Consider the following 15587-nt stretch of genomic DNA (forward strand, 5'->3'; position numbering starts at 1 on the left):
GCTCGCGAGGACAGGGTCCCGCAGGGAGGGTCAGGCGTACTGCGCGACGAGGCTGCGCGGACGGATGTCGGCCCAGTTCACGGTGATGAACTCCAGGGCCTCGCCCCGCGCTCCGGGGCCCCAGACGCCGGTCCAGCCGGCCGGGACCGCGGCGAAGGTCGGCCACAGGGAGTGCTGGCCCTCGTCGTTGACGACGACGTGGAAGGTGCCCTCGGCGTTGTCGAACGGGTTGATGGAATCGCTCATGACTGGGTCCTCATTTCCTTCTTCTGGAGAGCGGAGAGCTTCTCCGCGAGAATGTTTCCGATGTGTGCGAGTGGTTCCGGTTCGGCCATCTGGAGATGCCCGTATTCGATGGTGTGGTTCTCGATGATTCCTTCGGTGAAGGGAATCCAGGTGGCGGCCAGCGCGCCTTCCGGTTCGGCCGGCCTGCGGGCCGTGAAGAACAGGAGGTCGGTGTCGGCGACGCCGGGGACGTGCCGCGCCATGAGGCCGGCGTGGGTCTCGGAGGCGCGCAGCACGGCACGGAGTTCGGAGGCGGTGAAGCCGGCGAGGACGGGGTCCTCGCGGCGGATCCGTTCCATCGCCTCGGCGAGGTCCGCGGGCGGCTCGGCGGCGGCGCGCTCCTCGGGCGCCAGTACGGAGACGCTGCCGGGTCCGGTCTGGTGGACGTCCATGAGGGCGAGGAGTTCGACCCGCTCCCCCGCCTCCCGGAGCCGTACGGCGACGGCGTGGGCGACGAGGCCGCCGAAGGACCAGCCGAGCAGCCGGTAGGGGCCCCAGGGCTGGATGCCGCGGATCCGCTCCAGGTAGGCGTCGGCCATCTCCTCGACGCTGCCGGGCCGGTGGCCGGGGTCGCTGAGGGAGCGGGCCTGGAGGGCGTAGAGCGGCTGGTCGTCGCCGAGGTGCCGGGCGAGGCCGGCGTAGGCCCAGCCGACGCCGGTGCCGGGGTGGACGCAGAAGAGCGGCCGGCGGGTGCCCCGGGTGCTGAGCGGGAGCAGCACCCCGAGGGCGGAGGCGTCGCCGCCCTCCGTGCCGGAGTCCTCGTGCGAGCCGAGGAGCCCGGCCGGGGTGGGCGAGCGGAACAGGTCGCGGACGGTGCGCTCGACGCCGAGGACGCCGCGCATCCGGTTGACGAGGCGGACGCCGAGCAGGGAGTGCCCGCCGAGGGTGAAGAAGTTGTCGTCGATGCCGACTTCGGGGACGTCGAGGATCTCGGCGAACAGCGCGCAGAGGACTTCCTCGCGGGCGTTGCGCGGGGCGCGGCCGCCGGGGTCGGCGGCGGGCCGGTGCGGGGCGGGCAGGGCGGCCCGGTCGGGCTTGCCGTTGACCGTGAGCGGCAGGGCGTCGAGGACGACGACCGCCGACGGCACCAGGTGCTCGGGGAGCTGGGCGCGGGCCTCGGCGAGGAGTTCGGCCTCGGTGACGGCGTCGCCCGCGCGGGGGACGGCGTATCCGACGAGGCTCTTGTCGCCGGGCCGGTCCTCGCGGACGACGGCGAGGGCCTGGCCGACCGCCGGGTGGGCGGCGAGCACCCGCTCGACCTCGCCGGGTTCGATGCGCACGCCCCGGAGCTTGATCTGCCCGTCGGCCCGTCCGAGGAAGCGGAGTTCGCCGTCCGGGGTCCACAGCACGCGGTCGCCGGTGCGGTACATGCGGCTGCCGTCGCCCTCGAAGGGGTCGGGGACGAACCGTTCCGCGGTCAGGCCGGCGCGTCCGACGTAGCCTCGCGCCACGTGTCCGCCCGCGACGTACAGCTCGCCGGGGACGCCGGGCGGCACGGGGCGGAGGTGCTCGTCGAGCACGTGGCTGCGGGTGTTGTCCATGGGCCGTCCGAGGTGGAGTCCGGCGCCGGACAGGGCGCGCCCTTCGCCGGGCTTCGTGGTGAACCACTGGTTGTGGGAGGCGAAGGTGGTCTCGGTGGGGCCGTAGGAGTGCACGAGGACGGTGTCCGGGCAGTGCGTGAGGACCCGCTGGACGGCGGCCGGGGAGGCCACGTCGCCGCCGGTCCACACCTCGCGCAGGAGGCGGAGGGTGTCGAGTCCCTCGTCGGCCATGACGTGGAAGAGGCCGACGGTGAAGTAGGCGGTGGTGACGCCGTGTCGGCGGACGGCGCGGGCGGTCTCGTCGAGGTCGGTGCCGTCGCCGGTCAGCAGGACGAGGCTGCCGCCGCCGAGGAGCGGTGCCCAGATCTCGAACACAGAGGCGTCGAAACCGGTCGCGGAGTGGACGAGCATGCGCCGGTCCGGGCCGAGGGAGAGGTCCCGGTCGGCGGCGAGTTCGACGACGTTGCGGTGGGTGACGCCGACGCCCTTGGGGCGGCCGGTGGAGCCGGAGGTGAACATCACGTACATGAGGTCGTCCTCGGAGGCCACGGCCTCCGCGGGGTCCGCGGTCTCCGCCGTTCCTGCCCCGCCCGCCGCGTCGACGCGCAGCACGGGCGTGCCCTCCGGCGGGGTGTGGGCGCCGTCGGTGGCGACGAGGCGCGCCCCGGCGTCCTCCAGCATCAGCCGGATCCGGGCCTCGGGGAGCCGGGGGTCGAGCGGCAGGTAGGCGGCGCCGGTCTTGAGGGCGGCGAGGGCGGTCACGATCAGCGGGACGCCCCGGCCGAGCAGGACGCCGACGGTGTCGCCGCGCCGGACTCCGGCGGCCCGCAGCCGGGCGGCGAGCGCGTCGGCGCGGGCGTCGAGACCGGCGTACGTGAGGGTCTCGTCGTCGGTGAGGAGGGCGGGCGCGTCGGGGGTGCGGGCGGCGCGGCGGGCGATCAGGCCGTGGACGGTGCCGCGTTCGGGCAGCACGGCGGCGGTGTCGTTGTAGTCGGCGACGAGCCGGAAGCGGTCGGCGTCGGTGAGCAGGGGCAGTTCCCCGATCCGTACGCCGGGGTCGGCGGCGGCGGCGCGCAGGGTCCGCTCCAGGTGGGCGGCGAGGAGGGCGGCGGTGGAGGCGTCGAACAGGTCGGTGGCGTACTCCAGTCCGCCGGCGAGACCGGCGGGCCGACCGTCCGCGTCGCGCCGCTCGTCGAGGGCGAAGGTGAGGTCGAACTTGGTGGTGACGGTGGTGAGGAGACCGGGCCCGCCCTCGCGGAACAGGCGCGCGGCGGTGTCCGCGCCGGGGACGCCCCGCGTGTAGTCGTGGTGGAGCTGGACGACGATCTGCGCGAGCGGGTGGTGGGCGGTGGTGCGGACCGGGTTGAGCTCCTCGACGACCCGGTCGAAGGGGAGTTCCTGGTGGGCGTAGGCGGCGAGGTCGGTGCGCCGGACGCGGTCGAGCAGTTCGGTGAAGGCGGGGTCGCCGGAGGTGTCGGTGCGCAGCACGAGGGTGTTGACGAAGAAGCCGACGAGTCCGCCGAGGATTTCGTCGTCGCGGCCGGCGGTCATGGTGGCGAGCGGCAGGTCGGTGCCCGCGCCGTGCCGGGTGAGGACGGCGGCGAGGGCGGCCTGGAGGACCATGAAGAGGGTGGCGCCGCTGTCGCGGGCGAGCTTCTCCAGGGCCTCGTGGGTGGCGGCGTCGACGGTGACGGGGGCGCGGTCGCCCCGGTGGCTCGCCTCGGCGGGCCGGGGGCGGGCGGCGGGCAGTTCGAGCGAGGCGGGGGCGCCGGCGAGGGCGGTGCGCCAGTGGTCGCGGTGGGCGTCGGCCCCGGGGCCTTCGAGGAGGTCGTGCTGCCAGAGGGTGTAGTCGGCGTACTGGACGGGCAGCGGCTCCCAGCCGGGGGCGCGGCCCTCGGCGCGGGACCGGTAGGCGCGGGCGAGGTCGGCGAGGAGCGGTCCGGTGGACCAGCCGTCGGCGGCGATGTGGTGGACGAGCAGGACGAGGACCTGCCCGGGCCCGTCGGCGCCGTCGTTCTCGGGGTCGAGGAGGGCGGCCCGCAGCGGGATCTCCTCGGCGAGGTCGAAGACGTGTCCGGCGGCCTCGGCGACGGCGTCGGCGAGGCGGTCGGCGGGAACGGTGCGCCGGTCGAGGTCGGGCCGGACGCCGGTCAGGATCTCCTGGTGGGGCTCGCCGTCGACGGCGCGGTAGCGGGTGCGGAGCACCTCGTGCCGGTCGGCCACGTCGGCGAGGGCGTCGGCGAGCACGGCGGGGTCGAGGGGCTCGGTCGGGTGCAGGACGAGCGGGATGTTGTAGGACGCGCTGGGGCCTTCGAGGGTGTCGATGAACCAGAGCCTGCGCTGGGCGTACGAGAGGGGGACGCGGTCCGGCCGGTCGGCGCGCGGGGTGGGCCGGGGCCGGGCGGCGGCGGCCGGGGCACCGTCGGTCGCGCCGGTCCCGTCGGTGGCCGTGGCGGCGGTCGCGGCGGTGATGCGGCGGGCGAGGGCTTCAGGGGTGGGGGCGAGGAGCAGGTCGCGGACCTGGATGTCGGCGCCGAGGCGGGCGCGGATGCGGTTGGCGAGGCGGACGCCGCTCATGGAGTGCCCGCCGATGGTGAAGAAGCCTTCGTGCGGGCCGACCTGGTCGAGCCCGAGGACCTCGGCGAACATCGCGCACAGGGTGTCGACGAGCTCGGCGTCGGCGCCCTCGCCGGTCCCGGTGGTACCGGTGGCGTCGGCGGGTGTCTCGGTGTCGCCCGCGCGGGCGCGGCGCTCGTCGAGGGCGCGGCGGTCGGCGGCGGGGACGAGGGCCTCGTCCGGTACCGCGCTGCCGGGGTCGGCGGCGGCGGTGCGCAGGGCGCGTTCGAGGGCGGTGAGGAGGAGCCGCGGCACCTGCTCGTCGGCGAAGACGTCCCGGGCGTACTCCAGGCCGAGGCGGAGTCCGGCGGGTGCCCCGTCGGCGTCGCGGGTGTCGACGCAGGCGGCGGTGAGGTCGAACTTGGTGGTGGCGGGGCCGTCCTCCTCGGCGAACCGGCCGGTGACCGGGCCGAACGGGAAGGTGCCCTGGTCGGGTCCGGTGGCGCGCAGGGTGAGCATCACCTGGAAGAGCGGGTGGACGCCGGGGTGCCGGGGCGGGTTGAGGTGTTCGACGAGCAGGTCGAAGGGGATCCGCTGGTGGGCGAAGGCGCCGAGGTCGGTGTCGCGGACGCGGTCGAGGAGCGCGGTGAAGGCGGGGTCGCCGGAGGTGTCGGTGGGCAGCACGAGGGTGTTGACGAAGAAGCCGACGAGCTCGTCGAGCGCTTCGTCGTCGCGGCCGGCGACGGGGGTGCCGAGGGCGACGGAGTCGCCCGCGCCGGTGGCGCGCAGGGCCAGTCCGAGGGCGGCCTGGAGGACCATGAGGAGGCTGGCGTCGTGCTGCTCGGCGAGGTGCACGAGGCGGGCGTGGACGTCGGCGTCGAGGGCGGTCTCCAGCATGGCGCCCGCGTGGTCGCGGACGGCGGGCCGGGGCCGGTCGAGCGGCAGCGGGGTGACGGCGGGCTGTCCGGCGAGGGCGGCGCGCCAGTGGGCGAGGCCCTGGGCGAGGACGGAGTCCGGGTCGTCGGCGTCGCCGAGGACGTCGTGCTGCCACAGGGTGTAGTCGGCGTACTGGACGGGCAGCGGCTCCCACGCGGGAGCCCGGCCCTCGGTGCGGGCCGTGTAGGCGTGGGCGAGGTCGGTCATCAGCGGGGTGAGGGACCAGCCGTCCCCCGCCACGTGGTGGAGCAGCACGGCGAGGGTGGCGCCGGCAGCGCCGTCCTCGGGGAGGAACAGGGCCACGCGCAGCGGCAGTTCGCGGGAGAGGTCGAAGGTCTCCGCGGTGAACCGGGCGATCAGCCCCGGGAGTTCGGCCGCGGGGGCGTCGACCGTGCGGAGCCGGACGGCAGCGGGGGCCAGGATGTGCTGGTAGGGCTCGTCCTCGGGCGCGAGGAAGACGGTGCGGAGCACCTCGTGCCGTTCGGCGAGGTCCGCGACGGCGGCGGCGAGCGCGGCCCGGTCGGGGGCCGTGTCCAGGTGCAGGACGATCGGCATGTTGTAGGCGCCGGACGGCCCGTCGAGCTGGTCGAGCAGCCACAGGCGCCGCTGGGCGTGCGAGAGCGGCACCCGGTCCTCGGCGGGCAGCGGCTCCTCGTGGACGACCGGCAGCCGGGGGTCGGTGGTCCGCAGCACCTTGCGGTTGATCTTGCCGGAGCTGGTGCGCGGCAGGGCGACGACGACGGAGACGGTGGGGACGGCCGCGGCGGGCATCCGGTCCCGTACGTGGCCGCGCAGTTCCTCGGCGCCGGTGCCGCCGTCGGTGACGACGAAGGCGACGAGCCGCTTGACGCCGTCGGCGTCCTGCTGGGCGACGACGGCGGCCTCGCGGACGGCGGGGTGTCCGGCGAGGACGGAGTCGACGGCGGCGGGGTCGATGCGCTGGCCGCCGATCTTCACCTCGTCGTCGAGGCGTCCGTGGTAGAGGATCTGCCGGTCCTCGCCGAGGGTGACGAGGTCGCCGGTGCGGTAGGCGCGTTCGCCGTCGAGTTCGGTGAAGCGGCGGGCGTTCAGCTCGGGCCGGTGCAGGTAGCCCCGGGTGAGGCCGCCGCCGAACAGCCACAGCTCGCCGCCGACGATCGCGGCCCGCACGCCGGGCAGCGGGCGCCCGATCGGCACCGGCCCGGCCTCGTGCCGGGTGAGGTCGGCGACGGTGGCGACGACGGTCGTCTCGGTCGGCCCGTACGCGTTGAGCAGCCGTACCGAGTCGCCGACGAGGCCGCGCCATTGGGCGATCCGCTCGGGCAGGGCCGCCTCGCCGTAGATGATGACGGTCCGCAGGCAGTCCGGGAGGCGGACCGAACCGGTGGTGAGGACGTAGACCAGCTCGTGCCAGTACGCGGCGGGCAGGTCCAGCAGGGTGACGCCGTGCCGGGCGCAGCCGGCGAGGAGCTCGGCGACGTCGAGCATGTCGTCGGTGCGCAGGACGAGGGTGCCGCCCGCGCCGAGGGTCGCGAAGACCTCCTGGACGCTGGCGTCGAAGTGCAGCGGGCTGAACTGGAGGACGACGGAGTCGGCGTCGATGCCGTACGCGGGGGTGGCGCCGGCGATGAAGTGGGCGAGGGAGTCGTGGGCGACGACGACGCCGTTGGGGACGCCCGTGGAGCCCGACGTGTAGATGACGTAGGCGGCGCCCGCGTCGGTGCCGGGTCCGCCGAGGACCAGTTCGCCGTGGCGGGCCACCTCGGACGGGGCGGGCGCGGAGGCGCCGCAGGCGTCGTTGAGGATGGCCTCGTTGCGGGCGTCGGGCGCCTGGACGTCGAGCGGCAGGTAGGCGGCGCCGGTCGCCAGGACGGCGAGCAGGCCGACGAGGGCGTCGATGCCGCGCGGCCGGTGCAGGGCGACGAGCCGGCCGGGACCGGCCCCGTCGGCGGCGAGCAGGGCGGCCCGCGCGCGGACGGCGGCGCCGAGCTCCGCGTACGTCAGGCGTGCGTCGGCGTGGACCAGGGCGACCGCGTCGGGGCGGGTGCGCTCCTGCCGGGCGATCAGGTCGAGCACGGGCGGTGCGGGGGCGGGAGAGGCTCCGCCGTCGAGCAGGTCTTCCGTTCTGCTGGGGGCCATGCTGGCTTCCTCCGGTGACTGGGGCCGAGAGACCGGGGCGAACGGTTCCTCTCGCCTCCGTGCCGTCCACGCTAGGTGCGCGCCCGGCGCTCCCGGGGCAGTAGACGCGGCAGCTCCGGGCGGCAGAAGTGCCGCCCGGAGCTGCCGGTGCGCGGGGATGCCACGGGGTGGTGGACCCCGGTGTCGCCGGACCTCGTGGGGCCGGGACGGGTGGGTGGCCTGGTGGGGCCGGGGAGGTGGGACGACGGGCGGCCTCGTGGGCCGGGGGCGGGTGGGTGGGCCCGGTGCGGCCCGGGAAGTGGAACGACGGGCGGCCTCGTGGGCCGGGGACGGGTGGGTGGCCTCGTGCGGCCGGGGTGGGCTGCGGGCCTCGTGGGCCCTGGGCGTGCGGCGGCGGTGGCGGTGGCGGTGGGGTGATCTGCCTGAGGGTCGGCGGCCCCACGGTGAGGGGCCTGTCGCCGGCGGCCCCGCAGTGAAGGGCCTGTCGCCGGCGGCCCCGTGGGGTCTGCCCGGGGCCGGCGGCTCTGTGGTGATCGGTCTGCGCGGGATCAGCGCCCCTGGCGGCTGCCCGCTCGGGTGCGGCGCTTGAGGGCCGGGGCGGGCGGGGCGGGGCGGGACGGGGTCGGCACGGGGGACTTCGGGGACGTGGGGTTCTTCGGGTCCGGGCGGGACGGGGCCTGGTCGGTCGCGGCGGTGGCGAGGCGGCGGGCGAGGGAGGCGGCCGTGGGGTTGCGGAAGACGTCCCTGAGGGTGAGGTCCTGGCCGAACTCGCCGCGGATGCGGTTGAGGAGCCGGACCGCGAGCAGCGAGTGCCCGCCGTTCTTGAAGAAGTTGTCGTGGCTGCCGAGGGGCCGTCCGCCGAGCACGTCCCGGAAGAGCCCGAGCAGCCGCTCCTCCCGCTCCTCGGCGAAGGCGTCCGCGCCGGGGGCCGCGGTCTGGTGCTCGGAGAGCGGGTCGCCGGTGAACTCGATCCGGGCCGGTGCGAGGTACTCGGGCAGCCGCTCCGCGGCCCAGTCGAGCAGCTCCTCCGTGGTGGCGTGCGCACCGGAGGCCCGGGTGACGGCGGCGTGCAGGCGGGCGTCGCGGACCTCCACGACGGCGCCGGTCACGGCCGGGTGGCCGAGGAGGACCTCCTCCACGCGGCCGGGCTCGACCGGGTATCCGGCGACGGTGAGGGTGGCGACCGCACGCAGGGAGCCGTCGGCGGTGGCGTACGCCCGGCGGCCGGTGGCGCGCAGGCCCCCGCCGGGGTTCGGCTCGTACACCTCGCCCGGCACCCGTACCGGCGCGCGGCGGCCGTGCTCGTCGAGGACCGTCCCGGCACCGAGCGGCGTGGGCGTGGCGGTCTCCGGCGTGGCGTACTCCGGCGCGGAGAGGGCGAGTCCGGGGTCGGCGGCGAAGGCGTCGAGCGTCTCGACGAGGCGCCGGGCGAGGAGCCGGGCGGTCTCCCCGTCGTACAGGGCGGTGGCGTACTCCAGGGCGCCGGCGAGTCCGGCGGGCGTGCCGTCGGCGTCGGCGCGCTCGGTCAGCGCGAAGGTGAGGTCGCTCTTGGCGCCGGTGCTCCGGAAGCCGACCGCTTCGCCGTCCAGCGCGGACGGGCGGGACGCGCCCGGGCCGGCCGGGGTGGCGGCGGCGTGGACCTGGAGCATGACCTGCACCAGCGGGGCGTGCGCGGCGGAGCGCTGCGGGCTCAGGTCCTCGACGAGCCGGTCGAAGGGCAGGTCCTGGTTGCCGTAGGCGGCGAGCCCGGCTTCGCGGACCCGTCGGACCAGGTCGACGAAGGCGGGGTCGCCGGAGGTGTCGGTGCGCAGGACCAGCGTGTTGACGAAGAAGCCGACGAGCGGGTGGAGGGCGTCGTCGGCGCGGCCGGCGACGGTGGTGCCGAGGGCGACGTCGGTCCCGGCGCCGTGGCGGGCGAGGAGCGCGGCGAGGGCGGCCTGCACGACCATGAAGAGGGTGGCGCCCTGGGCGCGGGCGCAGCGGAGCAGGGCCCGGTGGGTGGCGGCGGAGACCTCGAAGCCGGTGAGGGCGCCGGAGCCGTCGCTCTCCAGGGGGCGGGGCCGGTCGGTGGGGAGGGCGATGAGCGGGGGCATCCCGGCGAGGGCGGTGCGCCAGTGGGCGAGCTGGGCCTCGGCGAGGCCGTTCTCGCCGTCGAGGAGGTCGTGCTGCCACAGGGTGTAGTCGGTGTACTGGACGGGCAGCGGCTCCCACGTGGGGGCCCGGCCCTCGGCGCGGGCGGTGTACGCGGTGTCGAGGTCGGCGAGCAGGCAGGGCGTGGACCAGCCGTCCCCGGCGATGTGGTGGGTCAGCAGCACCAGGGTCTGCCGCCCGTCGTCACCGGTGACGAGCGTGGCGCGGAAGGGGAGTTCGGCGGCGAGGTCGAAGACGTACCCGACGGCGCTGTCGACGGCCGACCGCACCTCGGCGTCCCCGGTGGCCAGGATCCGGTCGAGTACGGGCCGGGCGTCGTCGAGGACGAGCTGGTACGGCTCGCCGTCCGCCGCCCGGTAGACGGTGCGGAGCACCTCGTGGCGCCCGGCGACGTCGGCGAGGGCGGCGGCGAACCGGGCGGGTTCGACGGGGCGCCGCAGCCGGGTGACGACGGAGATGTTGTAGGTGGCGGAGGGCCCTTCGAGCCGGTTGACGAACCACAGGCGGCGCTGGGCGTAGGAGAGCGGGATCCGGGCGGGCCGCAGGGCGGCCGGTACGGGACGCAGTGCGGGCCGGGCCGGGCCGCCGCCCTGCTCGTCGAGCCGGCGCAGCAACTGCCCCGGCGTCGGCGCGAGGAACACGTCCTTGATGGCCGCCTGGAGCCCGAGGGCACCGCGGATCCGGTTCGTCAGCTTCCCCGCCAGCAGCGAATGCCCGCCCAACTTGAAGAAGTTGTCCCCCTCCAGTACCTCGTCGCGTCCCAGCACCTCGGCGAACAGACCGCGCAGGATCTCCACCCGCGGGTCGACGGTCGCCGTACCGGGACCGCTCCCCCGCTGCCGGTCGCCCCCCGGGGCGGCGGCGGCCGTCCGGGCGAGGGACTCGTGGCGGGCGTCGAGGGCCTTGCGTTCCTCGTCGGTCGTCCACGGCACCGCGCTCAGCGGCGTGTCGCCGTCCTCCCCGGCGAGGGCGGCGAGAGCGCGGCGGAAGAGCCCGAGCAGGAGCCGCGCGGTGGTCTCGTCGTACAGGTCGGTGGCGTACTGGAGCACGAGGAGCAGCGGTCCGGCCTCGCCTTCGGCGCCCTGGGTGCCGGCGCAGTGGAAGGCGAGGTCGAACTTGGCGCTGCCGAGGTCGGTGGCGTCGAGCGTGCCGGGGATCCCGCCGAGGGCGACCGTGCTGTCGCCGTCGGCGTCCTGGGCGCTGACCATGACCTGGAAGAAGGGGTGGCGGGCCAGGGAGCGCTCGGGGTTGAGGTCCTCGACGAGGAGGTCGAAGGGCAGGTCGTCGTGGGCGAACGCGGCGAGGTCGGCGTCCCGGACCCGACGGACCACCTCGGCGAGGGTGGGGTCGCCGGACAGGTCGGTGCGCAGGGCGAGGGTGTTGACGAAGAAGCCGACGAGGTCGTGGAGCGCCTCCTCCGACCGTCCGGCGACGGGCGTGCCGACGACGAGGTCGGATCCGGCTCCGGCGGCCCGCAGCGCGAGGGCCAGGGCGGCCCGGACGACCATGAAGAACGTGGCCCGCTGCTCCTTGGCGACCCCGGCCAGCGCCCGGTGGGCCGCCGCGTCGAGCTCGCCCGTGACGACGGCGCCGCGGTTGCTCGGCTCGGTGGGCCTCGCCCGGTCGGCGGGGAGCCGCGTCTCGCCGGGGATGCCGTCCAGCGCCTGCCGCCAGTGAGCCAACTGCGGCTCCTTGAGGCCGTCTTCGCCGTCGAGCAGCTCGCGCTGCCAGAGGGTGTAGTCGGTGTACTGGACCGGCAGCGGCTCCCACGCGGGGGCCCGGCCCTCGGCGCGGGCCGTGTACGCGGTGTCGAGGTCGCCGAGCAGGCCGGCGAGGGACCAGCCGTCGGTGGCGATGTGGTGCACGGACAGCACCAGCACGACGCCTCCGGACCCCGCCTCGTCCGCCGTGTCGCCTTCCACCTCGAAGAGGCGCACGCGCAGCGGCAGTTCACGGGTGACGTCGATCGGCATCCGAGCGAACTCGGTCACCAGGGCGTCGACTTCACCCGCCGTCACGCCGACGACCTCCACCGGCACCACCGGACCCGCCACGATCTCCTGATACGGCTCCCCGTCCACCGCCGGATACACCGTCCGCAACACCTCGTGCCGCTCCACCACGTCCCGCAACGCCGCCTCCACCACCGAGACCACCGGCCGCCCGGCCAGCCGCAGCACCACAGGCGCGTTGTACGCCGCCGAAGAACCCTCCAGGCGGTTCAGGAACCACAGCCGACGCTGGGCATAGGACAGGGGGATCCGGGCGGGCCGCAGGGCGGCCGGTACGGGACGCAGTGCGGGCCGGGCCGGGCCGCCGCCCTGCTCGTCGAGCCGGCGCAGCAACTGCCCCGGCGTCGGCGCGAGGAACACGTCCTTGATGGCCGCCTGGAGCCCGAGGGCACCGCGGATCCGGTTCGTCAGCTTCCCCGCCAGCAGCGAATGCCCGCCCAACTTGAAGAAGTTGTCCCCCTCCAGTACCTCGTCGCGTCCCAGCACCTCGGCGAACAGACCGCGCAGGATCTCCACCCGCGGGTCGACGGTCCGGGGGCCGGAGCCCTTCGCCCGGGCGCCCTCGCCGCGCAGGCGACGGGCCTCCGCCTCCGCTTCGGCCTCCTCCCTGGCCTTCGCCGCGGTGGCGGCGTCGGCCAGGGCCTGGTGGCGGCGGTCGAGACCCGTGCGCTCGTCCTCCGTCGGCAGGATGACGGCGCTCAGCCGGGTGTGCTGCGGCCGCTCGGCGAGCGTGGTGAGCGCGCGCTCGAAGAGGCCGAGGAGGAGGAGGGCGGTGGTCTCGTCGTACCGCTCGGTGGCGTACTGGAGCACGAGCGTGAGCCCGCCGGGTTCACCGGTGGCGTCGCTCCGCTCCAGGCAGTGGAAGCTGAGGTCGAACTTGGCGGTGGCCAGGTCGGCTTCCACGAGGGTGGCGGGGATGCCGCCGAGCCCCAGGTCCGTCTCCTGCCGGGTCTGGGCGCTGACCATGACCTGGAAGAAGGGGTGACGGCCGAGGGAGCGCTCGGGGTTGAGGTCCTCGACGAGGAGGTCGAAGGGCAGGTCCTCGTGGGCGAACGCGGCGAGGTCGGCGTCCCGGACCCGGCCGAGCAGTTCGGCGAGGGTGGGGTCGCCGGACAGGTCGGTGCGCAGGGCGAGCGTGTTGACGAAGAAGCCGACCAGCTCGTGCAGGTCCTCCTCGGGGCGGCCCGCGACGGCCGTACCGACGACGAGGTCGGTGCCGGCTCCGGCGGCCCGGAGCGCGAGCGCGAGGGCGGCCCGGGCGACCATGAAGAAGGAGGCCCGCTGCTCCTTCGCGACCCCGGCCAGCGCCCGGTGGGCCGCCGCGCCGAGCTCCGCCGTCACCGCGGCGCCCTCGTGGGCCGGTTCGGCGGTGCGGGGGCGGTCGGCGGGCAGCCGGGTCTCGTCGGGGATGCCGGCCAGGGCGCCGCGCCAGTGGGCGAGCTGTTCGTGCGCGGTGCTGTCGGGGTCGGCGGGGTCCCCGAGCATGTCCTGCTGCCAGAGGGCGTAGTCGGCGTACTGGACGGGCAGCGGCTCCCACGCGGGGGCCCGGCCCTCGGCGCGGGCCGTGTACGCGGTGTCGAGGTCGCCGAGCAGGCCGGCGAGGGACCAGCCGTCGGTGGCGATGTGGTGCACGGACAGCACCAGCACGACGCCTCCGGACCCCGCCTCGTCCGCCGTGTCGCCTTCCACCTCGAAGAGGCGCACGCGCAGCGGCAGTTCACGGGTGACGTCGATCGGCATCCGAGCGAACTCGGTCACCAGGGCGTCGACTTCACCCGCCGTCACGCCGACGACCTCCACCGGCACCACCGGACCCGCCACGATCTCCTGATACGGCTCCCCGTCCACCGCCGGATACACCGTCCGCAACACCTCGTGCCGCTCCACCACGTCCCGCAACGCCGCCTCCACCACCGAGACCACCGGCCGCCCGGCCAGCCGCAGCACCACAGGCGCGTTGTACGCCGCCGAAGAACCCTCCAGGCGGTTCAGGAACCACAGCCGACGCTGGGCATAGGACAGGGGGATCACGGTTGCTGCTCCTCGTGGATGGCGGAACGGGTGGGGGTGGGCCGAGTGACGGAGGGCGGGGGCGCCGGTCGGGCCGGCGGTCAGGCGTCCCGCGCGGCCGTCAGTTCCTCGATGTGGGCGGCGAGGTCCCGCAGCCGGGGGTTGGCGTAGACGGCCTTGACCGGCAGGGCGACGGAGAGTTCGGCGCGGACCCGGGAGACCAGCTTGATGGCGAGCAGGGAGTGGCCGCCGAGCTTGAAGAAGTTGTCGTCGGGGCCGATGGAGGCGGCGCCGAGGACCTCCTTCCACACCCGGCCGATGAGCTCCTCGGCGCGGCCTTCCAGGCCCGTGCCGGGGGCGGTGTCCTGCGGGGCGGCGGCGGGGGCCTCGACGCGGGTCGGCAGGACGGAGCGGTCCAGCTTGCCGCTGGGGGTGGTGGTGAAGCGCTCCACCGGCACGAAGGCCGCGGGCAGCATGTACGCGGGGAGGGTGGCGGCGAGGCCGGTGCGGAGGGCCTCGGGGTCGCCGCCCCGGTGGTAGGCGATCAGGGCCGGGGTGCCGGAGGCGTCCTCGCCGAGGACGACGGCGGCTTCGGCGACGCCGTCCTGGCGGGTGAGGGCCGCCTCGATCTCCGGGAGCTCGATGCGGTGGCCGCGCAGCTTGACCTGGCCGTCGGCGCGGCCGAGGTAGACGAGCCGGCCGTCCGGGAGGAGGCGGCAGCGGTCGCCGGTGCGGTACATGCGGCCGCCGTCGGCGGCGGGGTCGGGGTCGGCGAGGAAGCGCTCGGCGGTGAGGACGGGCCGGTTGCGGTAGCCGCGGGCCACGCGCGGTCCGGCGAGGTACAGCTCGCCCGCCTCGCCGGCGGCGACCGGGGTCAGCTCCTCGTCGAGGAGGCGCATCCGCAGGCCGGGCAGGACGGTGCCGATGTGCGCCTGGCCGGGCCGGTCGATCCAGCCGGCGGTGGCGTCGACGGTGGTCTCGGTCGGGCCGTACACGTTGAGGGCGCGCAGCAGGCCCGAGGTGTGGGCGGCGGCCAGCCGGTCCCACAGGGCGGGGCTGATGGCCTCGCCGCCGACGAGGAGGGTGAGCGGGCGGGGCCCGCCGTCGGGGGTGAGCAGGTCGAGCAGCGGGTCGGCGTGCGAGGGCGTGATGTCGAGGTCGGTGAGGCCCTGCGCGTCGATGAACGCGGCGAGGAGGGACGGGTCGCGGCGGGTCTCCTCGTCGATCATGACGAGGGTGTCGCCGCGGCAGAGCCGTACCCACTGCTGCACGGAGGCGTCGAAGGACGGCGAGGCGTTCCAGCCGACGCGGCAGGCGTCGCCGGTGGCGGCGCCGACGCCCTCCAGCTCGGCGAGGAGCAGCGAGGCGGCGCCGCGGCCGATCTCGACGCCCTTGGGGCGGCCGGTGGAGCCGGAGGTGTAGATGACGTAGGCGAGGGTGCCGGCGGTCACGGGCGCCGGGCGGTAGGCGGCGTCGGCGTCGGGGGCGGCCGTCAGCTCGGCGAGGGTGACGGTGCGGGCGCCGGGCGCCGGGGACTCGCCCGGGGCGTCGAGGACGACGAGGTCGGCGCCGGAGTCCTCCAGGAGGTAGCGGCGGCGGTCGGCGGGGAGCGCCGGGTCGACCGGCAGGTAGGCGGCGCCCGCGGTGAGCGTGCCGATGAGGGCGGTGACGAGCCCGGCGCCGCGCGGCAGGCAGAGCGCGACGACGCTCTCGGGTCCGGCGCCGAGGGCGGTGAGGCGGGCGGCGACGGCGGTGGCCTCGGCGCGCAGTTCGTCGAAGGTGAGGCTGCGGTCGGCGGCGACCACCGCGGTACGGCCGCCGGGGGCGGTGGCGAGCCGGGCGAGGAGGTCGGCGTGGCCGGTGCCCGCGGCGCAGGCGGCGCAGGCGCAGTCGGCGGGTCCGACGAGCGGGGCGGGGGCCGCGACGGCGGAGGGCGCGGCGAGGGTGGCGGGCTCGGGGAGGACGGCGGTCATGGCGG

At 75.9% G+C, this 15587-nt stretch carries 4 protein-coding genes; all 4 read right to left on the bottom strand.

Annotated features, from left to right (window positions below; translation table 11 throughout):
- Positions 1-30 precede the first annotated feature (30 nt).
- The gene (locus OG309_RS04405; RefSeq protein WP_329418391.1) at positions 31-246 is read right to left on the bottom strand and encodes an MbtH family protein; all 216 of its coding nucleotides are present in this window, start codon (positions 244-246) and stop codon (positions 31-33) included.
- On the bottom strand, positions 243-7436 hold the full coding sequence (locus OG309_RS04410) for a non-ribosomal peptide synthetase (RefSeq protein ID WP_329418392.1): 7194 nt from the start codon (positions 7434-7436) through the stop codon (positions 243-245). Before OG309_RS04410 ends, OG309_RS04405 begins: the two co-directional genes overlap by 4 nt.
- A 548-nt stretch (positions 7437-7984) precedes the next feature.
- Positions 7985-13630 (bottom strand): condensation domain-containing protein, encoded by a 5646-nt coding sequence (locus OG309_RS04415; RefSeq protein WP_329418393.1) that lies wholly within the window; start codon positions 13628-13630, stop codon positions 7985-7987.
- Between the two features lie 80 nt (positions 13631-13710).
- Positions 13711-15582, bottom strand: a complete 1872-nt coding sequence (locus OG309_RS04420) for a non-ribosomal peptide synthetase (RefSeq protein ID WP_329418394.1) — start codon at positions 15580-15582, stop codon at positions 13711-13713.
- Positions 15583-15587: the final 5 nt, after the last annotated feature.

Source organism: Streptomyces sp. NBC_01268 (genome assembly GCF_036240795.1).
In the GTDB taxonomy this organism is placed as follows: domain Bacteria; phylum Actinomycetota; class Actinomycetes; order Streptomycetales; family Streptomycetaceae; genus Streptomyces.